Source organism: Acidisoma silvae (genome assembly GCF_020618775.1).
GTDB classification, from domain to species: Bacteria; Pseudomonadota; Alphaproteobacteria; order Acetobacterales; family Acetobacteraceae; genus Acidisoma; species Acidisoma silvae.
The window spans coordinates 165,694-189,782 of the sequence record NZ_JAESVB010000007.1 but is presented as its reverse complement, the minus strand read 5'-3'; the positions used below and the strand labels follow the sequence as shown (position 1 = coordinate 189,782).

28 protein-coding genes are annotated in these 24,089 nt (G+C 64.1%); 7 read left to right on the top strand and 21 right to left on the bottom strand.

All coding sequences use genetic code 11. The features are described 5' to 3' along the window. From ASILVAE211_RS16375 to der, 12 genes are all read right to left on the bottom strand, one after another. A partial coding sequence (locus ASILVAE211_RS16375) for a hypothetical protein (protein ID WP_227322417.1) occupies window positions 1–383 on the bottom strand: 383 nt, incomplete at its 3' end. A gap of 90 nt (window positions 384–473) precedes the next feature. After that, window positions 474–968: a protein TolR gene (tolR, locus tag ASILVAE211_RS16370; RefSeq protein WP_406566072.1), complete on the bottom strand. Its 495-nt coding sequence runs from the start codon at window positions 966–968 to the stop codon at window positions 474–476. A gap of 9 nt (window positions 969–977) precedes the next feature. Further along, complete coding sequence (tolQ, locus tag ASILVAE211_RS16365; RefSeq protein WP_227322415.1) at window positions 978–1,694, bottom strand: protein TolQ; 717 nt, start codon at window positions 1,692–1,694, stop codon at window positions 978–980. A gap of 1 nt (window position 1,695) precedes the next feature. Further along, complete coding sequence (gene ybgC / locus ASILVAE211_RS16360) at window positions 1,696–2,166, bottom strand: tol-pal system-associated acyl-CoA thioesterase (protein ID WP_227322414.1); 471 nt, start codon at window positions 2,164–2,166, stop codon at window positions 1,696–1,698. Next, window positions 2,163–3,191 (bottom strand): Holliday junction branch migration DNA helicase RuvB, encoded by a 1,029-nt coding sequence (gene ruvB, locus ASILVAE211_RS16355; protein ID WP_227322422.1) that lies wholly within the window; start codon window positions 3,189–3,191, stop codon window positions 2,163–2,165. The genes ybgC and ruvB overlap by 4 nt, the downstream gene beginning before the upstream one ends. Window positions 3,192–3,438: 247 nt before the next feature. Continuing rightward, window positions 3,439–4,053, bottom strand: a complete 615-nt coding sequence (gene ruvA, locus ASILVAE211_RS16350) for a Holliday junction branch migration protein RuvA (RefSeq protein ID WP_227322413.1) — start codon at window positions 4,051–4,053, stop codon at window positions 3,439–3,441. Then, a complete protein-coding gene (gene ruvC, locus ASILVAE211_RS16345) occupies window positions 4,050–4,565 on the bottom strand; it encodes a crossover junction endodeoxyribonuclease RuvC (RefSeq protein WP_227322412.1) in 516 nt (171 codons plus the stop codon). The genes ruvA and ruvC overlap by 4 nt, the downstream gene beginning before the upstream one ends. Window positions 4,566–4,594: 29 nt before the next feature. Then, window positions 4,595–5,347: a YebC/PmpR family DNA-binding transcriptional regulator gene (locus ASILVAE211_RS16340; protein WP_227322411.1), complete on the bottom strand. Its 753-nt coding sequence runs from the start codon at window positions 5,345–5,347 to the stop codon at window positions 4,595–4,597. A gap of 87 nt (window positions 5,348–5,434) precedes the next feature. Next, window positions 5,435–5,662 (bottom strand): type II toxin-antitoxin system RelE/ParE family toxin, encoded by a 228-nt coding sequence (locus ASILVAE211_RS26480; protein ID WP_406566071.1) that lies wholly within the window; start codon window positions 5,660–5,662, stop codon window positions 5,435–5,437. Window positions 5,663–5,715: 53 nt separating this feature from the next. Beyond that, window positions 5,716–5,967 (bottom strand): type II toxin-antitoxin system ParD family antitoxin, encoded by a 252-nt coding sequence (locus tag ASILVAE211_RS16330; protein WP_227322410.1) that lies wholly within the window; start codon window positions 5,965–5,967, stop codon window positions 5,716–5,718. Window positions 5,968–6,044: 77 nt separating this feature from the next. Continuing rightward, window positions 6,045–6,788, bottom strand: coding sequence for a transcriptional repressor LexA (gene lexA / locus ASILVAE211_RS16325; RefSeq protein WP_227322409.1), 744 nt, complete (start codon window positions 6,786–6,788; stop codon window positions 6,045–6,047). A gap of 197 nt (window positions 6,789–6,985) precedes the next feature. After that, window positions 6,986–8,368 (bottom strand): ribosome biogenesis GTPase Der, encoded by a 1,383-nt coding sequence (gene der / locus ASILVAE211_RS16320; protein ID WP_227322408.1) that lies wholly within the window; start codon window positions 8,366–8,368, stop codon window positions 6,986–6,988. Between the two features lie 152 nt (window positions 8,369–8,520). On the opposite strand from der, the gene ASILVAE211_RS16315 reads away from it, so the two are divergent. Together ASILVAE211_RS16315 and ASILVAE211_RS16310 are read left to right on the top strand one after the other, a co-directional pair. Then, window positions 8,521–9,741 carry an MFS transporter gene (locus ASILVAE211_RS16315; protein WP_227322407.1) on the top strand — a complete coding sequence of 407 codons (1,221 nt, stop codon included), beginning with the start codon at window positions 8,521–8,523 and terminating at the stop codon, window positions 9,739–9,741. A 143-nt stretch (window positions 9,742–9,884) separates the two neighbouring features. Next, a complete protein-coding gene (locus ASILVAE211_RS16310) occupies window positions 9,885–10,310 on the top strand; it encodes a hypothetical protein (protein WP_227322406.1) in 426 nt (141 codons plus the stop codon). Window positions 10,311–10,337: 27 nt separating this feature from the next. On the opposite strand, the gene rnd is transcribed toward ASILVAE211_RS16310, so the two are convergent. Together rnd and ASILVAE211_RS16300 are read right to left on the bottom strand one after the other, a co-directional pair. Beyond that, window positions 10,338–11,564 carry a ribonuclease D gene (gene rnd, locus ASILVAE211_RS16305; RefSeq protein WP_227322405.1) on the bottom strand — a complete coding sequence of 409 codons (1,227 nt, stop codon included), beginning with the start codon at window positions 11,562–11,564 and terminating at the stop codon, window positions 10,338–10,340. A 38-nt stretch (window positions 11,565–11,602) separates the two neighbouring features. Beyond that, window positions 11,603–12,037, bottom strand: coding sequence for a winged helix-turn-helix transcriptional regulator (locus ASILVAE211_RS16300; protein ID WP_227322404.1), 435 nt, complete (start codon window positions 12,035–12,037; stop codon window positions 11,603–11,605). 104 nt (window positions 12,038–12,141) lie between these two features. On the opposite strand from ASILVAE211_RS16300, the gene ASILVAE211_RS16295 reads away from it, so the two are divergent. Further along, window positions 12,142–13,020: an SDR family oxidoreductase gene (locus ASILVAE211_RS16295; protein WP_227322403.1), complete on the top strand. Its 879-nt coding sequence runs from the start codon at window positions 12,142–12,144 to the stop codon at window positions 13,018–13,020. 139 nt (window positions 13,021–13,159) lie between these two features. Further along, window positions 13,160–13,465, top strand: coding sequence for a hypothetical protein (locus ASILVAE211_RS16290; protein ID WP_227322402.1), 306 nt, complete (start codon window positions 13,160–13,162; stop codon window positions 13,463–13,465). A 55-nt stretch (window positions 13,466–13,520) separates the two neighbouring features. Here the strand turns inward: ASILVAE211_RS16290 and glgX are convergent, their stop codons facing one another. The 4 genes from glgX to ASILVAE211_RS16270 form a co-directional block, all read right to left on the bottom strand. After that, window positions 13,521–15,818, bottom strand: a complete 2,298-nt coding sequence (gene glgX, locus ASILVAE211_RS16285; protein ID WP_227322401.1) for a glycogen debranching protein GlgX — start codon at window positions 15,816–15,818, stop codon at window positions 13,521–13,523. Between the two features lie 73 nt (window positions 15,819–15,891). Then, the gene (locus tag ASILVAE211_RS16280) at window positions 15,892–16,194 is read right to left on the bottom strand and encodes a hypothetical protein (protein WP_227322400.1); all 303 of its coding nucleotides are present in this window, start codon (window positions 16,192–16,194) and stop codon (window positions 15,892–15,894) included. 221 nt (window positions 16,195–16,415) lie between these two features. Then, entirely contained in the window at window positions 16,416–16,673 is a 258-nt protein-coding gene (locus tag ASILVAE211_RS16275) for a FitA-like ribbon-helix-helix domain-containing protein (protein WP_227322399.1), read from the bottom strand. Between the two features lie 78 nt (window positions 16,674–16,751). Beyond that, window positions 16,752–17,126, bottom strand: coding sequence for a helix-turn-helix domain-containing protein (locus ASILVAE211_RS16270; protein ID WP_227322398.1), 375 nt, complete (start codon window positions 17,124–17,126; stop codon window positions 16,752–16,754). 200 nt (window positions 17,127–17,326) lie between these two features. Between ASILVAE211_RS16270 and aspS the strand changes: the two genes are divergently transcribed. Together aspS and ASILVAE211_RS16260 are read left to right on the top strand one after the other, a co-directional pair. Next, a complete protein-coding gene (aspS, locus tag ASILVAE211_RS16265; protein WP_227322397.1) occupies window positions 17,327–19,114 on the top strand; it encodes an aspartate--tRNA ligase in 1,788 nt (595 codons plus the stop codon). A gap of 189 nt (window positions 19,115–19,303) precedes the next feature. Then, window positions 19,304–19,945, top strand: a complete 642-nt coding sequence (locus tag ASILVAE211_RS16260; RefSeq protein ID WP_227322396.1) for a phosphorylase family protein — start codon at window positions 19,304–19,306, stop codon at window positions 19,943–19,945. Here ASILVAE211_RS16260 and ASILVAE211_RS16255 read toward each other — a convergent pair whose 3' ends face one another. From ASILVAE211_RS16255 to ispH, 3 genes are all read right to left on the bottom strand, one after another. Beyond that, complete coding sequence (locus tag ASILVAE211_RS16255) at window positions 19,946–20,815, bottom strand: FkbM family methyltransferase (RefSeq protein ID WP_227322395.1); 870 nt, start codon at window positions 20,813–20,815, stop codon at window positions 19,946–19,948. Window positions 20,816–20,932: 117 nt separating this feature from the next. Then, on the bottom strand, window positions 20,933–22,105 hold the full coding sequence (gene hpnH / locus ASILVAE211_RS16250; protein ID WP_227322394.1) for an adenosyl-hopene transferase HpnH: 1,173 nt from the start codon (window positions 22,103–22,105) through the stop codon (window positions 20,933–20,935). A 19-nt stretch (window positions 22,106–22,124) separates the two neighbouring features. Further along, the gene (gene ispH, locus ASILVAE211_RS16245; protein WP_227322393.1) at window positions 22,125–23,054 is read right to left on the bottom strand and encodes a 4-hydroxy-3-methylbut-2-enyl diphosphate reductase; all 930 of its coding nucleotides are present in this window, start codon (window positions 23,052–23,054) and stop codon (window positions 22,125–22,127) included. A 388-nt stretch (window positions 23,055–23,442) separates the two neighbouring features. Here ispH and ASILVAE211_RS16240 point away from each other — a divergent pair, with 388 nt between their 5' ends. Beyond that, on the top strand, window positions 23,443–24,072 hold the full coding sequence (locus ASILVAE211_RS16240) for an ABC transporter substrate-binding protein (RefSeq protein WP_227322392.1): 630 nt from the start codon (window positions 23,443–23,445) through the stop codon (window positions 24,070–24,072). The last annotated feature ends 17 nt before the right edge of the window (window positions 24,073–24,089 follow it).

Below are 24,089 nucleotides of genomic sequence, written 5' to 3'. Positions count from 1 at the left end.
TGCGGAGCCGGCGGCGTGGGGGCCGGCGGCGGCGGTGTCGGGACAGGCGGCTGCGTCGTCGGCGTCACCGAGGGCGGGGGCGGGGGCGGGGGCGGGGGCGGGGGCGCATCGCTCAAAGGCTGCGGCGTCGGCGCCTGGGTCGCCTTCGGCGCGTTCACCGGCGTCGCTGTCTTGGTCGGCGCGGCGGTCTTGCCACTGGCGTCGGATTGCTGGACGGGCGCCGTGGGGCCGACGAAATCGACCGAGACGGCAGCCAGATCCTGGGTGTCATCCGGCTTCTTGGCGGGCAGCGAGACGATCAGCGCCACCAGCAGCAGGCCGTGCAGCACGACGGAAACGATCGCCGCACGGCGCATCGGATCCCGACGCTCCAGCGGGTTCACGGGCGCCCCCATAGGCGGATGCAGCGAGGCAGGTTGAAGGGCGACAAGGCGAAATCCATGATCTGCCGGAGGGGGCGCAAGCAGGCGGCCTTACTGGCCGCTGCTGCCGGAAGGAGCGGTGGTGGTGGCGGGGGCCGTGGTCGCGCCAGCGGGCGCGCCGCCGTCGGGCTGCTGGGCCAGAAGGGCCACCTTGGAGAAGCCCCCGGTCACGATGGTACCCATGACCTGCATGATCTGGCCGTAGGAGACGGTCTGGTCGCCACGCACGAAGATGCGGCGATCGGTCTGCCCATTGGTCACGGCCTGCAGCTTGGTCACCAGATCGCCGATCTGCGTCTCATCGTTCTGCACGAAGACCTTGCCTTCGGCATTGATGGAGATGGTGATCGGCGTGCTGTCGGTATTGACCGGATTGGCGCTGGTCTTCGGCAGATCGACGGTCACGCCCGAGGTCATCAGCGGCGCCGTCACCATGAAGATGATGAGCAGCACCAGCATGACGTCGACCAGCGGGGTGACGTTGATCTCGGCCATGGGCCGATAGCGTCCCCGGCCATTGCGGCCGCCGCCGCCGACGGTGCCCATGCCCATGGCTCAGGTCCTCTCTTCGGTCTGGCGCGACAGGATGGCGCTGAACTCGGTGCCGAAACCCTCAAGGCGACCGGCGAAGCGGGAGAGGTCGGTGTTCAGCGCGTTATAGGCCAGCACCGACGGAATGGCCGCGACCAGGCCGATGGCGGTCGCGAACAGCGCTTCCGCAATGCCCGGTGCCACGACCGACAGATTGGTATTGTGCATGGCCGCGATGGCCGAGAAGCTGTGCATGATGCCCCAGACCGTGCCGAAAAGGCCGATGAAGGGGGCCGTGGCGCCGACGGAAGCGAGGAAGATCATCCAGCGCTCCATCCGCTCCATCTCACGGTTGATGGTGACGTTCATGGCGCGGTCGACGCGCTCGCGCACCGCCGTATGGCCGATATCGGTACCTGAAACGCGGGACGTGCGGCGCCATTCGCCCATCGCGGCACCGAAGACGGCGGCAATCGGGTGGCTCGGCTTCTGGCCTTCATGCTCATAGAGATCGTCCAGGCTGCCGCCGGACCAGAAGCGGTCCTCGAAGGCATTGGCTTCGCGATTGGCGCGTCGCAGGCTGGTCGTCTTCTCGAAGATGATCGCCCAGACCCAGATGCTCGCGGCCAGCAGGCACAGGATGACGAGCTTGACGACGATATCCGCTTGCAGAAACAGTCCCCAGAGCGACAGGCTGCTCCCGGGCGTTGCCAGTTGCGTGGCATTCACCGCCTGATCCAAATCACGAAACCCCTATGTTGTCAGCGGCCTGAGCGTCTTCTCGCGCCCGGGCCATAGTCGTTAGTGCATCACGCCACGCGGCCGGTATGCGGTCCGCCCGGCCGGTTTCCTCTCTGACGCTGACCAGCGTCACATCCACGACCACAAGGGTCTCGTCGCCGCGCTTCACACGCTGCCTCAACTTCATCGACGCGCCGCCCACCGATGTGGTGGTCGTCTCGACCACCAGCGAATCGTCGAGCCGAGCAGGGCGCTGATAGTCCAACTCCGCGTGTCGCACCACGAAGATCATGCCGTGACGCAACATCATATCGGAATGGGGCAGGCCCATGGCACGCAGGGCTTCAGTCCGCGCCCTTTCCGCGAAGCGCAGGTAATTGGCGTGATAGACGATGCCGCCAGCGTCCGTGTCTTCGAAATAGACTCGAACGGGGTAGAGATGGACGCCCTGGGCCATATCGGAGTCGCTCATGACGCGTCCCTGTCTTTGGCCGTGAACAGGTCCGGCGTCAGCATGGCCTTCTGCTCGGGCGATAGCGGCGGTGGCGCCATGTCCAGATGCCGCCAGCCGGGCTCGCCCAGCATGCGGCCCCGACTGGTGCGCAGGATGAGGCCTTCCTGGATCAGATAGGGCTCGATCACGTCTTCCAGCGTGTCCCTCGCCTCGGCAAGCGCGGCCGCCAGCGTCTCCACCCCCACGGGGCCGCCGGCATGATGCTCGGCGATGCGGCGCAGATAGCGGCGGTCCATGGCATCCAGCCCGCGATGATCGACTTCCAGACGGGTCAGGGCCGCGTCGGCGATGACGCGGTCGACCTGGCCGCGCCCCTCGACCGCCGCGAAATCGCGCACGCGGCGCAGCAGGCGGCCGGCGATGCGCGGCGTGCCACGGCTGCGGCGGGCGATTTCATAAGCGCCGTCTTCGGTCAGGTCGAAACCGAGCAGCCGCGCCCCGCGCGCGACGATGACGCGCAGCTCGTCCGGCGTGTACAGCACCAGCCGCAGCGGAATGCCGAAGCGGTCCCGCAGCGGCGTCGCCAGCAGGCCGGACCGCGTGGTGGCGCCCACCAGGGTGAAGGGCGGCAGGTCGATGCGGAGTGACCGCGCGGCAGGGCCTTCGCCGATGACGAGATCGAGCTGAAAATCCTCCATCGCGGGATAGAGCACTTCTTCGATCGCAGGCTGTAGGCGATGGATTTCGTCAATGAACAGCACGTCACGCGGCTGCAGATTGGTGAGAATCGCCGCCAAATCGCCGGATTTCTGGATGACGGGACCGGAGGTCGCACGGAAGCCGACGCCGAGCTCCCGCGCCACGATCTGCGCCAGCGTGGTCTTGCCCAGGCCCGGCGGACCATGCAGCAGCACATGGTCCAGCGCCTCGGCCCGCGCGCGGGCGGCTTCGATGAAAATGGCGAGGTTCTGCCGGTTGCCTTCCTGGCCGATGAAGTCCGACAGGGTTTGCGGGCGCAGGCTGGCCTCGCCCGCATCTTCCATGGCGCGCACGGGAGAGACCGGGCGGTCCTCCACGTCTTCTGACAGATCGGGTTCGGCTGCTTTGCGGCTGCGCGGGCGGGTCGTCATGACTGCCCTTCCGCTCTTTTTGCGTTATGCGCGGCTTCATGCCGCGCATCTACCCGGTTGGACGCCCAAACGGCGTCCGGGCACCCTGTCGGGTAGACCCGCGGAACAAGTCCGCAGGTGACAGAGACAATGGGGCTGTCCGGAAGCAGAAGGCGGGTCGTCATTTCGCGAGTTCCCGCAGTGCCGCCGGGATCAGGGTCGCGACATCGGGGGCATCCCCCAGCTTCGCTGCCGCGCGGTTCAGCGCGGCCTGGGCTTCCGGCCGGCGATAGCCGAGGTTCAGCAGCGCCGAGAGCGCGTCATCCAGCACGCCGCCGGGGGCGGCGGCCGGGGCGATGATGCCATCGGCGAGTGCGATGGGCAGTGGCAGGCTGCCGGCCTTTTCCTTCAATTCCAAAGCGAGGCGCGCGGCGAGTTTGGGGCCGACGCCGGACGCCCGGCCGAGGGCGGTGCGGTCCCCGGCGGCGATCGCGAGCGAGAGCTCATCGGAGGACAAGGCGGAGAGAATGGACAGCGCGACCTTCGGCCCGACGCCCTGCACCGTCGTCAGCAGCCGGAACCAGGCGCGCTCGGCCGCCGTCGCGAAACCGTAGAGCGTGATCGCGTCCTCGCGGACGAAGGTTTCGATCAGAAGACGAATGACGGCCGGCGCCGGCGGCAGGGCCGACAGTGTGCGGGAGGAGGCCTGCACCAGATAGCCGACGCCGCCCGTTGTCTCGATAATGCAATGGCCGTCATCCTGGGATTCCACCACCCCGCGCAGGAAACCGATCATGCGTTGCCGGCCATCGCCGCCGAGCGGCTCCAGGCGTTACGGCTGGCGCGGTGATGGGCATGGCAGATGGCGACGGCCAGCGCGTCGGCGGCATCCGCGCGCTTCAGGGTCGCACCCGGCAGCAGGCGGCGGACCATCAGCCCGACCTGGTTTTTGTCCGCCCCGCCCGTGCCGACGACGGACAGCTTCACCGTTTTGGCGCCATATTCGGCGACCGGCAGGCCGGCCAAAGCCGGGGCCAGCAATGCCACGCCGCGCGCATAGCCAAGCTTCAGCGTCGCCGTGGCATTGGTATTGACATAGGTTTCCTCCACCGCCGCTTCCTGTGGGCAGTGCAGGGCGATCAAGGCCGAGAGCGCTTCATGCAAGGCGCAGAGGCGCGTCGGCACGCTGGCGGCGCTGTCTGTCATGACGATGCCATCCGCGACATGGCGCAGGCGGTTGCCATCCGTCTCCACCACGCCCCAGCCGGTGATGCGCAGGCCGGGGTCGATGCCTAGGATTCGAATCAAAGCCAGCGCGTCATCCTCTCGGGTGGAAATCAGGCGGAAAGCTTCTGCAACACCGACTCGGGCAGGTCGAAGTTCGCATAGACATTCTGCACATCGTCGAGTTCGTCCAGCACATCCAGCAGTTTGAAGACGGATGTTGCCGCATCTTCATCCAGCGGTACGCTGACGCGCGGACGCCAGTCGAATTTCGCGGTGTCCGGGGCGCCGAAGCGGCTTTCCAGCGCGTCCTGCATGGCGGCCAGGCTGTCCGGTGCGCCGGTCACTTCGTGAAACTCATCGGTGCTTTCGACATTGTCGGCGCCGGCCTCGATGGCGGCCTCCAGCATGTCGTCGGCGCTGGCGCTGGCCAGGGGAAAGCGGATGACGGATAGCCGGTCGAACATGAAGCTGACGGAATTGGTCTCGCCCAGGGCGCCGCCATATTTGTTGAAGGAGGCGCGCACTTCCGAGGCCGTGCGGTTGCGGTTGTCGGTCAGCGCCTCGACGATGACGGCGACGCCATGCGGCGCGTAACCTTCGTAGCGCACCTCGATATAGTCGTCGCCGCCGCCGCCGCCCGTGGCGGCCTTCTTGATGGCGCGGTCGACCGTGTCTTTCGGCATATTCTCCTTGCGCGCGGCCTGGATGGCGGCGCGCAGGCGCGGATTGGCCGCCGGATCGGGCAGGCCCTGCTTGGCGGAGACGGTGATTTCGCGAATGAGCTTGGCGAACTGCCGCCCGCGCCGGGCGTCCTGCGCGCCCTTGCGATGCATGATATTCTTGAACTGACTATGACCGGCCATGGTTCAGGCTCCGGAAGGCTTATGGCTATGTGACAATTGGGCTGGTCTCTCGGCCAAGCCAGGGGCCGGCGTCAAGTGCAGCCCAGCCTAGATATAGGTTTCCGGCCGCTGACGGCGGTGCAGGATGCGCATGATCCTGAGATTGTCCCGATCCTGCCGATAAAAAATGATGTGGCTGCGATGCTCGAAGCGCCAATAGCGCCTGCCGCCGGACCTAAATGGGCGGCCCAGTGAGGGGAACTGCGCAAGGTGAGCGAAAACGCTGCGCAATTCCAACACGTAGCTCGTGGCTCGTTCTATTCCCCAGCTTTCGATGGACAGGATGGCGATGTTTTCAACATCTCGGTCAGTGCCGAGAGAGCCGATAGCTAGGCACTTTCGCGGCCGGCCATCTTCTCCACGACAGATTCAAAGATGTCCTGAACCGAGCGTGGCGAGACGCCGCTTTTTTCTGCGGCTTCCAGCATCGCAATCATGGTTTCGTGCTGCTCGGCCTCGGTTCGGTCACGCTGAATGAGATCTTGCACATAATCGCTGGCGCTAGCGTAGTCGCCAGCGTCGATCCGTTCCTGCACCCAATTGCGCAGTGGGTCAGGCAGAGACACGTTCATGATCGCCATGGCAGCCTCCTGCTGGCAAACGGACGTAAAAATTGCCACCGTTCCGTTCGCTGAACAAGCGTTGCGACCGGCTCCGCTCAATAGCGCCGCATCAGCCCGACCAGCTTGCCCTGCACGCGCACGCGCTCGGCCGGAAAGATGCGGCTTTCGTGGCGCGGATTGGCGGGTTCCAGCGCGACGGAATTGCCCCGGCGGCGCAGCCGCTTGAGGGTCACTTCCTCCTCATCCACCAAAGCCACCACGATAGTGCCGTTCTCGGCCGTATCGGCGCGGCGGATGACGACGGTATCGCCGTCCCAGATGCCGGCATCGATCATCGAATCGCCGGCGATTTCGAGCGCGTAATGCTCCCCCGTGCCCAGCATGGCGACCGGCACCTCGATGAAGGTCGAGGTATCGCGCATCGCTTCGATCGGCAGGCCGGCGGCGATACGGCCGTAAAGCGGCAGCTGCACGGCGCTGACTTCCGGGGCGGCGCGAACGCCTGCCAGGCGCGGCGAGAAGTCACCCTGAATGACGGTGGGGGCGAAGCCCGGCGCCGGGTCGGCGCGCTTGGGCGTTTCGGCTGCCGCCGTCTTGCGGTCGCTGACCAGCGCCATGGCGGCTTCGCCAGGCAGTTTCAGCACTTCCAGCGCCCGCGCCTGATGGTGGCGGCGGCTGAGGAAGCCGCGTTCCTCCAATGCCGAAATCAGCCGGTGAATGCCGGATTTGGATCGGAGGCTCAGCGCTTCCTTCATCTCGTCGAAGCTCGGCGAATAGCCGGAGGCTTTGAGATGACGGTCGATGAACATGAGCAGCTCGTGCTGCTTGCGCGTCAACATGATCGGGCCCCTTGGTTGCCTCGCTGTGCCACCAATGACCGGAACAGAGCGTGACCGGACCCAAGCAGGCCCGAAACGTCACGAAACCGAACGCGAACAAAGCGGCAACTTTGTTCTTCTAGGGACTCGCGACGCGTCGCGTCAAGCACGCAAGAGAGCCGGAACTCATCCGGCTAACGCGCGGAAATCGAAAGAAATTAATCTTTGTCGTCGTAGGGGTTCACGGTGCCGCGGAAATCGAGGCGGATGGGCGTGCCCGGCAGGTCGAAGATATTGCGCAATTCGTTGACGAGATAGCGCCGGTAATCCTCGGGCGTGCCTTCGGCGCGGGTGCCGAACACCACGAAAGTCGGCGGCCGTGCGGTCGCCTGCGTGACATAGCGCAGCTTCAGGCGGCGGCCGGACACGTTCGGCGGCGGGTGACGGCCGAGCGCGTCCTCGAACCAGCGGTTGAGGGCGGAGGTGGTGATGCGCTTGTTCCAGGTCGCATAGACCTGCCGCACCGCCGGCAGCAGTTTATGCACCGACGCGCCGGTGACCGCGCTGAGCGTCACCACCGGAATGCCCTTGAGCTGCGCCAGGCTGCGTTCCAGCCGGTCGGACACCGCTTTGCGAGTCGCGTCGCGGTCTTCCACCGCATCCCATTTATTGAGTGCCACGACCATCGCGCGGCCCTCGCGCTCCACGAGACGGGCGATCTGAAGATCCTGGTCATGCAGGCCGTCGACGGCATCGACCACCAGAACCACGACTTCCGCGAAGCGCATGGCGTTGATGCTGGCGCCGGTCGACATTTTTTCGATTTCGTTCTGCACGCGGGCGCGGCGGCGCAGGCCGGCGGTATCCACCAGCTGATAGGCGCGGCCCTCGATGTCATGCAGCGGCAGGGTGATGGCGTCGCGCGTAATGCCGGGTTCCGGGCCGGTCAGCATCCTGTCCTCGCCCAGAAGGCGATTGACGAGCGTGGACTTGCCGGCGTTCGGGCGGCCCAGAATAACCAATTTCAGCGGCTTGCCGGGGTCTTCGGCGGCCGTCAGCTCTTCCGCCTCTTCCACATCCTCGTCGCGGATCTTAGTCGCGGGCGGCGGCAGGGCGGCGGCGATATCGGCCATCAGCGAGCTGATGCCTTCACCGTGTTCGGCCGAGACCAGCAGCGGCTCGCCGAGGCCGAGCGAATAGGCGTCGACGGCATTGGCGTAGCCGACGCGGCCTTCGGTCTTATTGGCCACCAGCAGCACAGGGCGGCCGAGGCGGCGCAGCCAGGTGCCGAAATGAGCGTCGGGCGGCAGGATGCCGGCGCGCGCATCGACCACGAACAAAATGAGGTCGGCCTGTTCCAGAATGGTTGCGGCACCTTGCCGCATCCGGCCCGAGAGGCTTTCCGGCGGTGCTTCCTCAAGCCCTGCGGTATCGGCGATGCGAACCATGCGGCCGCCGATGCGGCAGGTGGCTTCCTGACGGTCGCGCGTCAGTCCTGGCTGATCTGCAACCAATGCCTGACGCCGCCCAATGAGGCGGTTGAACAGGCTGCTTTTGCCGACGTTGGGGCGTCCGGCGATGACGACAAGCGGGGTTTCCATGCGCGAGGGGCAATACTGCCAAAGGATGGTTACGGGTAAGTGGTTATCCGGAATGTGTGGTCAGCGCCAGACGAGCGGGACAAGGCCGAAGGTGGGCCGGCGGGGGAATCCTTCTCCGCAGGTCTGATCTTCGGGAGGAAGGACAGGAACAGATGAGCAGTACGACAACGAGCCCGGAAAGCCGCGCTCTACCGCCGGAGGGCGTGGTCTTCGCGGTCCTGCTGGCGATCAGCTTCTCTCACTTCCTCAACGACACCATGCAGTCTCTGCTGCCGGCGATCTATCCCAATCTGAAACAACAGTTCCAGCTCAATTTCGTGCAGATCGGCTTTCTGACCTTCGTCTTCCAGGTGACGGCGTCCCTGCTGCAGCCGCTGGTCGGCATGGCGACCGATAAGCGGCCGCAGCCCTATTCGTTGTCCCTCGGGATGGGCTTCACAATGATCGGACTCATCCTGCTGTCGCGCGCCAGCAGCTATCCGTTTCTTCTGGTCGCCGCTGCGATGATCGGAATCGGGTCATCCATTTTTCACCCGGAGTCGTCGCGCGTGGCGCGCCTCTCCTCCGGCGGGCGGCACGGGCTGGCACAATCTGTCTTTCAGGTCGGCGGCAATGCCGGCACCGCGCTCGGCCCGGTGCTGGCGGCATTCATTGTCGTGCCGCATGGCCAGCGCAGCATTGTCTGGTTTTCAGGGATAGCGCTGCTGGGCATGGTCGTGCTCGGCGCGGTCGGCCGCTGGTATCAACAGAAAATCGTGAGCAACCGCCGTCGTCCGCGCGCGCACATGCATCCGCATGAGGCGCTGCCGCAGTCGCGCGTCATCATCACCATGGTCATCCTGATCGCGCTCGTCTTCTCGAAGTTCTTCTATTTGGCTAGTATTTCCAGTTACTATACTTTTTATCTAATCCATCAGTTCAAGGTTTCCGTGCAGACGGCGCAGTTGCTGCTGTTCATTTTTCTTGGCGGTGCGGCGCTCGGCACGGTTTTCGGCGGCCCCATCGGTGACAGGATCGGTCGCAAACTCGTAATCTGGGTCTCGATCCTTGGGATTTTGCCCTTCACGCTGGCCTTGCCCTATGTCGGACTCGGCTGGACTGTTGTGCTCTCTTTCATTATTGGATTTGTGCTTTCCTCCGCCATGCCGGCTATGATTGTCTATGCGCAAGAACTGGTGCCTGGCCGTGTCGGCTTGATATCAGGCCTGTTTTTCGGTTTGGCTTTCGGCATGGGTGGTCTGGGTGCGGCTGCAATCGGTGTTATTGCCGATCATTTTGGAATTGTGACGACCTATGAAATCTGTTCGTTCTTGCCGGTGATCGGTCTTCTTGCCGCTTTCCTGCCGCATATCCGCGCACCCCAGCACGGCTAATGCATCGCTGACCATTCAAGTAATTTTCTGCGGCGATATAAAAAATCGCCGCAGAGGCCCTCGACCTATCGCAATGGCGCACACATATCGCGTCAAGACATCCACGAAACTCTGAGAACAGCAAACTTGAGGAGGGTTGATCCATGGCCCGAGCGATGACCACCAAGCCTAAATATGTCGGCCGCACCAAGGCAGCGGAGTCACCCCGCGCGGCTGCGGCAAAATCCTCGGCGGCCTCTGCCGCGCGTCAGGCGTCCGTGAAGCTGGCGGCCGCGTCGCCGGCAGCCAGCAAGGACGAACTGCGCGCCCGCATCGAAAAGCTGGAACGCGCGAATGCGACGTTGCGCTTCAAGAACAAGGATCTGCGGCTGTCCTATGTCGAAGCCTCGGAGCAGGTCGATGCCCTGACGGTGAAGCTGGAAAGCCTGGAGCGGCGCGCCGAGCGGCAGTCCCGGCAGGATGTGCCGAAGCCGGCCAAAACGCGTGCGACGGCGCCGCGTGGCCGGACGGCGGCTAAAGCCATCGTGCAGTTCGACGATGAAGACGAGATCGAGGCAGCTGGGGCGTAAGCCCCGCACTGCGTTTCGGTCGGCGTCTCAGGCTTCGGCCTCGGCTTCGGGGGCCGGTGCTTCCGCATCCAGATGAATGAGACGGATGCGCTTGCCCCGCGTGGCAAGCGCCACCCGGCCGTCCCGCAAAGCCATCGCATCCTCGCCGAACATCCGGCGGCGCCAGCCCTGGGTCGCCGGAACAGCGGGCTCGGCTTCCGTCGCCAGACGGTCGAGATCGTCCGACGACGCCAGCAGCCTCGGCGCTACGCCATGTTCCTCGCTCTTCGCGGCCAGCAGCACGCGCAGCAGGGCGACCAAAGCCGGTGAGGGGCGCGGCCCGTCCCGATCGCCGCGTGGCGCGATCTCCGGCAGGGCATCGTCCGGCAGAGATTTCGCGGCGGCAATGGCGGCCAGCAGCGACACGCCGCTTTTGCCTTCGGCGAAACCGCGTGTGATGCCGCGTGCGCGCGTCAGGGCCTCGGCATCCTCGGGCGCAAGAGCCGCGATCTCGGGGATCGCCTCATCCTTCAGCAGCCGCCCGCGCGGAATATTGACGCGCTGGGCTTCGCGCTCCCGCCAGGCGGCGATGGCGCGCAGCAGACCGGCCTGCCGGCGGTTGCTGGGGCGCAGCTTCAGGCGCTGCCACATCGTTTCCGGGTCCGTGCGATAGAGGCTGGGCTCGGTCAGCGCGGCCATTTCTTCCTGCACCCAGTCGCCACGATCCTCGCGCTCCAGGCGCGACAGCAGCTTCTGGTAGACGATGCGCAGATGGGTCACGTCGGCCGCCGCGTAAGCCAGCTGCGAGGCCGAGAGAGGGCGGGCTGACCAGTCGCTGAAGCGATGGGATTTGTCGATCTGCGTGCCGGTCAGCGCCGAAACCAGAGCGTCATAGCCGACCTGATCGCCGAAACCCGCGACCATAGCGGCAATCTGGGTGTCGAAAATCGGCACCGGCGTCGCGCCGAACATGAGCAGGAAAATCTCTACATCCTGCCGCGCGGCGTGGAAGACCTTGGTCACGCGATCATTGGCCAGCAGCGCGCCGAGCGGGGCCATGTCCATGCCTTCGGCCTGGGCGTCGATCACCGCGACATCGTTGACGCCGCCAAGCTGCACAACGCAGAGTTCGGGCCAATAGGTCCGCTCACGGATGAATTCCGTGTCGATGGTGACGAAGGGCTCCTCGGCCAGCCGCGCGCAAAGGGCGGCGAGCTGATCGCTTTCGGTGATGAAGACGGGGGTCGGAAACTCGATACGGGGCTGACGCGACATAGGGCCTTTCTATAGGGCCGCGCCGGGCTGTCAAAGCCTCACGGATCGGTTCTGCCCAGGCCATCGTCATACCGGGCTCGGGCGAAGGTGATCGACGCGAAATTGGCTTCCGCCCACTGCGCCAGGGCATGCAGGGGTTCAAGAACGGAACAGCCCAGCGGCGAAAGCCGGTATTCGACGCTCGGCGGCGTGGTGGCGAAGACATGACGGGTAATCAGCCCGTCGCGCTCCAGCAGCCGCAATGTCTGGGTCAGCATGCGTTTCGAGATATCCGGCACGACCCGCATCAGCATGCCGAACCGCCTTGGCTCCACGGCCAGCGCCATCAGCACCAGCATGGTCCATTTGTCGCCGATCCGGTCCAGGATATTGCGCATGGGGCAGCGGTCGGCGTCGAAACCGCGTGCCTCCCAGTCCTTGAACTGCGTCGTGATCGCGGCGGGCAGGGCGATGGCTGCGGAAAAATCGTTCAAAGCGGTTATCCTTCGGTAACCAGGGGAGGAAAAACTGCCGTCTTACGCCCCTGTCGCAGACATTCTACCAATAGTCTCAGATTGAGACCTTAGGAGAATCACAGATGTCAGACAATCAGCCGCGTATTGCCGTCACGGGTGCCAGCGGACAGCTCGGCCGGCTTGTTATCGCGGCCCTGCTGAAAAAGGCGGGACCGGATCGGGTCGTCGCCTTGGTGCGCAGCGCCGCCGCAGGGGCCAGTTTCGCGGCCGAAGGTGTGGCCTGGCGCATCGCCGATTACGATCGTCCCGAAACGCTGGGGCCGGCTTTGGCCGGGATCGACCGTCTGCTGCTGATCTCCTCCAATGATCTGGAGCACCGCATCGGTCAGCATGAAGCGGTGATCGCGGCGGCCAAGACGGCCGGCGTCTCTTTCCTGGCCTATACCAGCGTGCTGCATGCCGATGTCTCGCCGCTCGATCTGGCGGCCGATCACCGCGCGACGGAAGCCGCCGTGGCCCAGTCGGGCCTGGCGAACGCCCTGCTGCGCAACGGCTGGTATACGGAGAATTACCTCGGCGCCATCGCCCCGGCGCTGGCCCATGGCGTGGTCCTCGGCAGTTCCGGCGCGGGCCGCATCTCGGCGGCCGCCCGGGCCGACTATGCCGAAGCGGCGGCAGTGGTGCTGACGGCGGCAAGCCTCCCTGCCAGCGCGACCTACGAACTGGCCGGCGATACGGCCTTCACGCTCGCGGAATTCGCGGCGGCGCTCAGCACGGCCAGCGGCAAGCCCGTGGCCTATCAGGATCTGCCCAAGGCCGACTACAAGGCCGTGCTTCTGGGGGCGGGCCTGCCTGACCCGATCGCCGAACTGGTGGCGGGTGCCAGTGCGCAGGCGGTGAGCGATACGCTGTTCGATGATAGCGGCGTGCTGTCCAAGCTGATCGGGCGGCCGACGACGCCGCTGGCGGACAGCCTGAAGGCGGCGCTCGCGGAGGTCTGATCGCCTTCAAATCGCAACGATCAACCGGCCGGGGCGGCACGCTCCTCTGTCGCCCCGGCTCTTGCAAAGCTGGCCGATCACGCCAATTCCGGTCGGAGTGAGCGGCGCAGGCCGCCCGAACAGAAAGAGGAGATTTGTCATGATCAATACCAAGCTGCTGTCGGCTCTGGCCATTTTCGGCGGTATCGCCGTCAGCACCTCCGCCTTCGCGCAGTCGGCGTCGCAGATGAGCCTCGTCAATGGTGCGACCACCGGTCTCGGCGCGCATCACCGCTTCACGACCGTCGCGGCGGCGCAGGATCATTGCCAGGGCGATACCATCGTCTGGTCCAACGGCATGAGCAAGACCTACAAGATCGTGCAGTCGGGCGCGACCACCGCCAGCCACGGCTTCTTTGCCTGCAAGATGGAAGCCGACACTGCCGGCTTCACCGAAGCGAACTGATCCAAGCCAGGCGCTTTGATCGCAAAAAAGGGGAGGCCTGCTGGCCTCCCCTTTTTTATGCCGTTTCTTCGCCGATGACGGCGAGGTCCGCGTCTTCGATGGCGGCAGGGTAAGCCGTTTCCATCTGCTCGATTTCCGGCGATATGGCGGTCGCGGCCGGCACCGGCTGCGGCGGTCGCACATGTACCGCGCGACGCTTGGTACGCGCGCTGCCGTAGGTCGGTTCCAGCACCAATTCGAACAGAAGCAGGGATCGGCCGGTCACCTCGTAGCTGTGGTCGAAGGCGAAGCGCGGCTCCGTCTCCACCTTATCCTCGTCCAGATTGGTATCGACCAGCAGGCGCCATTCCCGGCCGCCCACGACCTCCGGCAGGGTGAATTCCACCACATCGTGATAGGCGTTCAGGATCAGCAGCAGCGTCGCGTCCCGGCCGCGCTGCACGATGCCGGTTTCCTGGGCGCGGCCGTCCAGCAGCACGCCCAGGCAGCGGGCATGGCCTTCGCCCCATTGGTCATCCGCCATTTCGGTCGCGTCCGGCGCCAGCCAGGTAACGTCCTTCAGACCCAAAGCCTCGTCCCACTGGCCATTGAGGAAGCGGCCACGGGTCAGCAGCGGAAAGCGGCGGCGGAGCGCCGACAGGCGTGCCGTGAAGCGCAGCATCGCCTCGGCTTCCGGCCCCGTCTCCCAGTTCAGCCAGCTGACCTCGTTATCCTGGCAATAGGCGTTGTTATTGCCCTGCTGCGTGCGGGCCATTTCGTCGCCGGCCAGCAGCATGGGCGTGCCCTTGGACAGGAAAAGCGTTGCCAGAATGTTGCGCATCTGGCGGCTGCGCAGGGCCTGGATATCTGGATCGTCGGTCGGGCCTTCGGCGCCGCAATTCCAGCTCAGATTATGGGAATGGCCGTCCTGGTTGTTCTCGCCATTCGCCTCATTATGCTTGTCATTGTAGCTGACGAGATCGTTGAGCGTGAAACCGTCATGGGAGGTGATGAAATTCACCGAAGCCCAGGGTTTGCGGCCACGACGGCCGAAGAGATCGGCCGAACCCGTGAGGCGCGCTGCGAGGTCTGCCATCTGCCCGTCATCACCCTTCCAGAAGCCGCGCACGGTATCGCGGAACTTGTCGTTCCATTCGGCCCAGCCCGGCGGAAAGCCGCCCACCTGATAGCCGCCCGGCCCGCAATCCCAGGGTTCCGCGATCAGCTTCACCGCATTCAGCGCCGGATCCTGCTGCACGGCCTTCAGGAAGCCTGACTGCTCATCGAAACCATGCGGTTCCCGCGCCAGGATGGTGCCGAGATCGAAGCGGAACCCGTCGACATGCATCTCCGTCGCCCAGTAGCGCAGGCTGTCCGTCACCATGCGGATGGTGGAAGGATGGCTGAGATTGAGCGTGTTGCCGGTGCCGGTATCGTTGATGTAGTAGCGTTTCTGGTCCGGCAGCAGGCGATAGTAGCTTGCGTTATCAATGCCCTTGAAGGACAGCGTCGGCCCCAGCTCGTTGCCTTCGGCGGTATGGTTGTAGACCACGTCGAGGATGATCTCGATGCCGGAATCATGCAGCCGGGCCACCATCTCCTTGAATTCGGAATAGGCGGTCTCGGGCGCCTGGGCATAGCGCCGGGCAGGGGCGAAGAAGCTCAGCGTATTATAGCCCCAATAATTCGTGAGGCCCTTGTCGACGAGATAGCTATCATCGGCGAAGCGATGGATCGGCAGGATCTCGACGGTCGTGACGCCGAGCTTGCGGAAATGCTGCAACATGGGCGGGGAGGCGAGGCCGCGAAAGGTGCCGCGCGTTTCCGGCGGCAGCGCCGGGTGCAGGCGCGTCAGGCCGCGGACATGGGCTTCGTAGACGACTGTCCGCTCCCAGGGCACGGCAGGCGGATGGTCGCGCCCCCAGGTGAAGGCCGGGTCGATCACCCGGCAGCGCGGCATGAAGGGCGCGCTATCACGTTCGTCATAGGACAGGTCGGCATCCGCATGACCGATCGTATAGCCGAACAGGGCGTGGTCCCAGGTCAGTTCGCCGACGACCGCCTTGGCATAGGGGTCCAGCACCAGCTTGTTCGGATTGAAACGGTGGCCGGCATCGGGCTCGTAGGGGCCGTGAACGCGATAGGCGTAATAGGTGCCGGGGCTCAGATCCGGAATGAAGCCGTGAAAAATCTCGTTCGTGTATTCGGGGAGGGGGATGCGCTCGATTTCGCGCTCGCCCTGATCGTCGAACAGGCAGAGTTCGATTTTCGTCGCATTGGCGGAAAAGATCGCGAAATTGACGCCAAGGCCGGTCCAGGTGGCGCCGAGCGGGTAGGGAAGCCCTTCCCGAATTGTGCCGCCGAAGAGTGCCATGCCGTGTTCCGTTCCCGATTGTCCGTCAGGAAGATGGGGACGGCGCGGCCAGCCGCAACGCGCTCCGGCGTGTTCAGGGGGCGGAATGCGGTGTCCGGTTCAGGCGCAGCGCATGCGGTCCCTGCGCGGAGACGCCCTCGATCGGATAGTGATGGGTCTTGCCGCGCACATCCTTGAAGGTCACGAAAACCCAGGGCTGCTGCGGAATATCGGAGGTTTCGACGCCGGAGATGAGGAAGTAGGCGTCGCGCACGCCGTTCCAGGCCTGGACCAGTTCCACCCAGCGGCAGGAGAGGGTGAGTTTTTCGTCCGGCGCGCCCGGCTGATGGGTGATCAGGGTGATGTCCTGCGCCGCCCAGCCCGAATCATTGTCCATCGCGGTCTCTCGTGATTGCCCTTTCGGAAGGATAGGCGGGTGCGGGCGCCATGCAAATCGCTGACCCGAGCGCGGCAGGCGTGCGGGTCAGGCCCCATCCCAAGGATTGACGAGCGGCAGGCCGCATCCCGCGAAGTCCCGGATATTGCGCGTGGCGAGGGCGAGGCCATTGGCACCCCGGGCATGGCATTCGTTTCGAGAAGAAGAGAGGCTATCGTCTCTCAGTCGGAAAAATCAGGCGGTTCTTTCTGAGGCCCGGACCCGCGGGGGGGCAATTCCAGGTCGAAACCGTTCTCTGGCCCGAAGATACGGCGTGCGACGACCACGATATTTTCTCCTACGGGGTAGGATGACGGTTCGATCGCCGCTTCCAGCAAAGCCCGTGCCTCCGCATCCACCGTGCGGGCATGCAGCTTTGCACGGGCTTCCAGCCTGCGCCGCAGGTCGTCGCTCACGTCCTTGATTAATAGATCGCTCATGAGGCCCCCATTCCGGCGGTGCCGGCTCAGGCTATCATAGTTTGACTCGGATGAATGTGCCGTTGTTGCACCGGCTCTTCATGCGGCGGTCACCTGCCGCCTGATCAGTAGGTCTGCCGGAATACCCCACGCCGTCCGGATTGCGTCGATCCTGGCCAGACTTAAATCCCGCCGTCCGGCCAGGAACTCGCTGGCCCTGGAGCGAGACCCCAGCACAGCGGCGAGGTCGGATTGCGTGAGGCTGTTCTGCTCCATGTAAAGGCGCACGACATCGACCGGCTCTGCGGTTTCGATGGCATGGTATTGTCGCTCGTAGCTCTCGATTAAGGTAGCGAGTATATCGAAGCGGTCAGCCTCCGACGTGCCGGGCTGAGGTTCGCGTTCGAAATAAGGGCCGATTTCTTGCAGAGCCCATTCATAATCCGTTTCGGTGCGGATCGGTCGAATGTCCATCAGACTGTCTCCGGGTCGATGCCGTCATAGTCGGCGTGCGTGCAGAAGCCATGCTGTACTGCGTCCCGACCTCTCGCTGCCAGTTGCGAGATCGGAAAGCCGCATCATAAAGACAGCCAATCAGCCAGATGGCTTGACAGAGCCCGGACACCGCGCCTTGTTGCCCGCCCGGCATCGTCGATTACCAGGACCCTTCGCTCATGCATTCCTACCGCACTCATAACTGTGGCGCTTTGCGCACCACCGATGCGGGCATCACCGCCCGGCTGTCCGGCTGGGTCCATAGCAAGCGCGATCACGGTGGCCTGCTGTTCATCGACCTGCGCGACCATTTCGGCCTCACCCAGATCGTCCTGCCCACGGGTTCCGACTCCTTCGCCAAGGCCGATGAGCTGCGCGTCGAAAGCGTCATCACCGTCACCGGTGAGGTCGTGCTGCGCGAGCCCTCCACCGTCAATCCGCGCCTGCCCACGGGCGGGATCGAACTGCGGGTGAAGGCGCTGGACGTGCAGTCCTCGGCCGATGTGCTGCCCATCCAGGTCGCGGGCGAGCAGAACTACCCGGACGATTTGCGCCTGAAATACCGCTTCCTGGATCTCCGCCGCGACCGCGTTCATCGCAATATCATGCTGCGCGCCCAGGTCATCGCCTCGTTGCGCCGCCGCATGGTCGAACAGGGTTTCGTGGAATTCCAGACCCCGATCCTGACCGCTTCCTCCCCCGAAGGCGCGCGCGACTTCCTGGTGCCGGCGCGCAATCATCCGGGCAAGTTCTACGCCCTGCCGCAGGCGCCGCAGCAGTTCAAGCAGCTGGCCATGGTCGCCGGCTTCGACCGCTATTTCCAGATCGCGCCCTGTTTCCGGGATGAGGCGGCGCGCGCCGACCGCTCCCCTGGTGAATTCTACCAGCTCGATTTCGAGATGAGCTTCGTCACCCAGGAAGACGTCTTCAACACCATCGAGCCGGTGATGGCGGGCGTCTTCCGCGAATTCGGCAATGGCCGCACGGTCACCGAGGGCGCCTTCCCGCGCATTCCCTATGCCGAGGCGATGGCGGTCTATGGCTCGGATAAGCCCGACCTGCGTAATCCCTTGAAGATTACGGATGTCACCGAGCAGTTCGCGGGTTCCGGCTTCGGACTTTTCGCCAAAATTGCGGCGTCGGGCGGCATGGTGCGCGCGATTCCGGTGCCCGGCGCGGGGGGCAATCCGCGCTCCTTCTTCGACAAGCTCAACGAATGGGCGCGAGCCGAGGGCGCCGGCGGCCTCGGCTATATCACCTTCGATGCCGAGGGACCGAAAGGCCCAATCGCCAAGAACCTGGAAGCCGATCGCGCCGCCGCCATTGCCGCGGCCTGCGGCGTCGGCCCCGGTGATGCCGTCTTCTTTGCGGCCGGCAAGCCGGACGTGACGCCGAAATTCGCGGGTGCGGTACGCACCAAGCTCGGCACCGAACTCGGCCTGATCGAAGAGAATGCCTTCCGCTTCTGCTGGATCACCGATTTCCCGATGTATGAGCTGAACGAGGAAACGGGGAAGATCGATTTCAGCCACAACCCCTTCTCCATGCCGCAGGGCGGGCTGGATGCGCTGAACAGCCAGGATCCGCTGACCATCAACGCCTATCAGTATGACATCGTCTGCAATGGCATCGAGCTGTCCTCGGGCGCCATCCGCAACCATCGCCCCGACATTATGCTGCGGGCGTTTGAAATCGCGGGCTACGGCGCGGATGTGGTGGAAGCCCGGTTCGGCGGCATGTTGCAGGCCTTCCGCTACGGCGCGCCGCCGCATGGCGGCTCGGCTCCGGGTGTCGACCGCATGGTCATGCTGCTGGCGGACGAGCCCAATATTCGTGAGGTCATTTTGTTCCCGCTCAGCCAGGGCGGTGAAGATCTTATGATGGGCGCACCGGCGGAAGTGGGCCTGGACCGCCTCAAGGAACTGTCTCTTCAGGTCGTGCTGCCGCCGAAGGTCGTGAAAAGCTAAGCGGCGCCTCTGCGAGAATTTCAAAAAGCCTGGGCAGCGAAGCCCAGGCTTTTTTTATGTGTTATAATCAGCTTTTGACCTGTAGCGCTTATATGGGGCGAGCTGTATTGACAGGAAACTGCGAACCGTTTCGTATTTCGCGACAGAAACTCGGAGGTTCCCATCTCTAGGATCGGAATTGTCGTCGGCATGGTGGCTGAGGCGCGTATCGCCCAGCGCTCCGGTTGTGCGGTGGCGGTCGGCGGCGGCATGCCGCTGGGCGCGCGCAAGATGGCGGAGCGTCTGGCGGCTGACGGCGCCACGGCCCTGATCAGTTTCGGCCTGGCGGGCGGGCTCGATCCCAAGCTTGAGGCGGGCGACGCCGTCGTGCCCTGCCATGTTCTCCACAAGGGTAACAGCTACGATTGCGACCCCGATCTGTCGCGTGTTCTGCGCCAGGTCGGTCAGGCCGTGGATTTTCTGTTTGCGGGCGATGGCGTCGTTGGCACCGTATCCGACAAGGCGCGTCTGTGGACGGAGACGGGCGCCTCAGCCATTGACCTGGAAAGCGGGGCGGTGGCCGAGGTCGCAAAAGCCCATGGCCTGCCCTTTGCGGTCCTGCGCGCGGTCTGCGACAGCGCGACGCGCGACCTGCCCAGTGCGGCGATCGAAGCGCTTGATGAATCGGGGCGGATCGCACCCATGAAGATGGCGGCCATTCTGGCCCGCCACCCGCAACAGATTTTCGGTCTCATCGGTCTCGGCCGTGACGCGGCGCGGGGACGAAAGGCCTTGATTCGCGGCGCTGAAAGCCTCCGTGGCTTCGTCGCGCGGGACGAAAATCCGGCCTGATCAGGTAGCCGCCATTCGGCGGCAATAGAGCGGCCCGGGAAGAAGCGCATCAAGATTGGGTTTGTCGGTATCGGCGCCCACTTCCGTCAGATTGGTGTCGATAGCCTCGTTGGCGGGGAAGCAGATCATATTGACGGATACGGTGCGGCGCGAAAAAAGCTCCGTCGTGACGCCCCGGTAATTGGTGCGGCTGGTCAGTTCCGGCGTGTGCCACCACAGACGGTAGCCGAAATCCCGTATCAATCTGATCAGCTGCACCGATGTCTCGGCACCGGCATCGCCTGTGAAGGCGCGGTCATTCTCGATATAGATCGGCGGCTTCAGCCGACGGATCGTCTCCTGGCCGCCGTGCAGGACAGCATCTTCCATGCCTTCCACGTCGATTTTGATCAGATCGAGCTTGGTCAGTGCCAAAGAATCGAGCGTTACGATCTCAATCGCTTCCTTCCCCTCTGACGCCAGCGGCAGACCGCCGAAATTGCCCTGGGCTGCCATATCGGTCAGGGACGTCCACAGAGTGTGTGGCGCGGCCCCCAGGCCCAGCCGCCGCGCGTCGACATTGCTGAGATTATTCAAGGCCAGATTGGCGCAGAGCATCTGAAACACGAGGCGTTGCGGCTCGATCGTATGGACCCGCCCGGCGGGGCCAACGAAAGCCGACAGCGCCAGCGTATGGGCGCCGATATTGGCGCCGACTTCCAGCACGCTATCGCCCGGCTTCAGCAGCAGGCTGAAGATTTGCGCCTCTTCCGGGCTGTATTCGCCGTACGTCTCCAGGCAGGGCCCGATATAGGTGTCCCCGGCCGGGTACAGCATGAGCCCGAAGCGCGTATGCGTCAGCCGGATCGCTTCGGGAAGATGGTGGAGCATAAGGACGGTCCGCTGTGGTGCGGCTTACACGCGCATAGAAAATGGCGGGCCGATAGACCCGCCATTTGCCAAAAGCACTCAGTTATCGCCCGCGGCGGCGCGAAGCCGGAAAAGGCGTTAGTCGGCGGCGCCGAAAGCCTCAGGGGCTTTGCTGCGCGTCACGCGAACCTTGGGTGACTTGGTCGCCAGCTCTTCCATCTTCTCTTCGACATGGCGGCTGAACATGGCGTAGTCGGCCGGGCGCTGCTTATCGAGCGGAATTTCGGCAGCCATTGCGCCCTCCGTCTTGGGTCCGCGAATGGCGGAGACGGCCATCTTGATCGGGTGCTTGATGGCTTCCATCACGGCGGTCGCCTCATAGCCGGAATGGACCATGCAGTCGGCGCATTTTTCGTAATTGCCGGTGCCGTACTGGTCCCAGTCCGTCGTCGCCATCAGCTCGGCATAGGTTTTCGTGTAGCCTTCACCGAGCAGGTAGCAGGGACGCTGCCAGCCGAAGACGTTACGCGCGGGCTTGCCCCAGGGCGTGCAGTGGAAGGTCTGGTTGCCGGCCAGGAAGTCCAGGAACAGCGCCGACTGGTTGAACTTCCACTTGCGGCCCTTGCCGTAGCGGAAGATGCCGCGAAACAGTTCCTTGGTCTTCTGGCGGTTGAGGAAGTGCTCCTTGTCGGGCGCGCGCTCATAGGCATAGCCCGGCGAGATCATGACGCCGTCGATGCCAAGATCCATCGCACTGTCGATGAACTTGCCGACGCGCTCCGGCTGGGCGCCGTCGAACAGCGTGGTGTTGATGCACAGGCGGAAACCGCGCTTCTTGGCGTCCTTGATGGCGCGGACGGCGACATCGTAGGTGCCTTCCTGGCTCACCGCGTTGTCATGCATCTCTTTGTCGCCGTCGAGATGGATATCCCAGGCGAAGTTCTTGTGCGGCTTGTAGAGGTCGATCTTCTTCTCAAGCAGCAGCGCGTTCGTGCAGAGATAGATGAACTTGCCGCGCTTCAGCAGTTCTTCGACGATCTGCGGCATTTCCTTGTGCAGCAGCGGCTCGCCGCCGGCGATGGCGACGATCGGCGCGCCGCATTCCTCGGCCGCTTCGATGCATTCCTCGACCGACAGGCGCTGATTCAGAATCGGCGCCGGATAGTCGATTTTGCCGCAGCCATTGCAGGCCAGGTTGCAGCGGAACAACGGCTCCAGCATCAGCACCAGCGGGTAGCGCTTGTTGCCGATCAGATGCTGCTTGACGACATAGGCGCCAACGCGGAGCGCTTGATTGAGTGGAACACCCATAAGTGGTCAGCCCCTATTGTTAAGCGACATCCGCCACTTCGGGCGGTAGGCGGAAACGGACATCTTCCGGCACGCCGTCAAGCAGGCCGACCTCGACCTCGCCAAACTGGCGCAGGCCGTCAAGCACGTTTTGGACCAGAACTTCCGGCGCCGAGGCACCGGCCGTGACACCGACGCGGTCGATACCGTCGAACCATTCGGGTTGCAGGCCTTTTTCATCGTCGATCAGATAGGAGCGGCAGCCCAGTTCCTCGCCCAATTCGCGCAGGCGATTGGAGTTGGAGCTGTTGCGCGAGCCGACGACCAGGATGACATCGACTTCCTTTGCCAGATCGCGGACTGCCTGCTGCCTGTTCTGCGTCGCATAGCAGATATCGCGGACGTCCGGGCCCATGATGGTCGGGAATCGGGTCTGCAATGCCTGGATGATGCCGCGCGTATCGTCAACCGACAGGGTCGTCTGCGTCACATAGGCCAGTTTGCCTTCGTCGGCGACAGCCAGGGTGTCGACATCGGCCACCGTCTGGACAAGGTGGACCTTGCCCGGAATCTGGCCGATCGTGCCTTCAACCTCGGCATGACCGGCATGGCCGATCAGCACGATCTCCCGGTCCTGGCTCGCATAGCGGCGGCCTTCGGCATGAACCTTGGCGACGAGCGGGCAGGTGGCGTCGATCACCGGCAGGCCCAGGCTCACGGCTTCGTCCTGCACCTTTTTGGCGACGCCATGGGCGCTGAATACGGTAATGGCGCCTTCTGGCACCTCGTCCAACTCGTCCACGAAAACGGCACCACGCTGGCGCAGGTCTTCGACGACGTGACGATTATGAACAATTTCATGCCGCACATAGATCGGTGGGCCGTATTTCTTGAGAGCACGTTCGACGATATCGATCGCGCGAACGACGCCCGCACAGAATCCGCGCGGCTGGGCGAGGAGGACACGCATATGTCTGGTCTTCTCCAAAATCCTTGGCCGGTGTCCCGGAACAGGGGGGGAACATTGGGCCAAAAGTCATGATGGCTCGCAAGCCACTCATATCACGGGATAAGCAATTGCCGAAGTCTGAGCAAGGTTTTGCTGCGTTGCAATCAGGTCGTTCACGAACCCGTGGGGTAACGAGGGGCACGGTCGCGAGCAGGGACACTTGTTTTCGGATCGGCGTTAGGTACAACCGCGCCGCACGCTTGATCTGGCTCCGCAAAGTTGAGGCCGAAGACGGGTTGCAAGAGACGGTTCACCCCTCCTCGTTCTATGGCACGCCGAAGGGGTTTCCGACGGCCGGGTGCGGGTCAAGATGTTTTTGGAGGGCGGCCTCTGGTCGCGAGATAGCATGATGCTGGTGTCACGACGGATTTTTCTCGCGGCAGCCTGTTCCACGGCGCTTGTTCCCCCTGCGGCTTTGGCCCAGACGGCGGCTGGTGCGCCGACGGCACCGGTCAGCACGCTCAATGCCGGGCTGATCGCGGTCATGAAGGCCGGCGACCAGACGTCTTTCCTGGAACGGTTCCAGACCCTGGCGCCGATCGTGGATCAGGTCTTCGACCTGTCCCGCATCCTCCGCGTCTCGGTCGGATCTTACTGGAGCGGTTTGCCGGTGGCGCAGCAGGAGAAGCTTCAGGCTGTTTTCCGCAGCTTCATCATCGCGACCTATGTCGCGAATTTTCACAGCTATAGCGGCGAAGTCTCGTCCATCTCACCGCAGACGCGCAGCGTCGGCGCGGAACAGGTGGTGACAAGTTCGCTCGCCAAGTCGTCCGGAGACAGCCTGCGGATCGATTACGTCATGGGGCAGAACGCAATGGGCTGGAAAATCCAGGATATTTTGCTAGACGGAACAATCAGCCGTGTTGCGGTGCAGCGTTCCGACTTCGCGTCCCTCCTGTCGGACGGCAATGCCACGCAGCTGATCGCCAGCCTGGAACAGAAAGTCTCGACCCTCTCGGCCGGCGCGATCAGTTCTTGAACCCGTAGGAGCCTTCA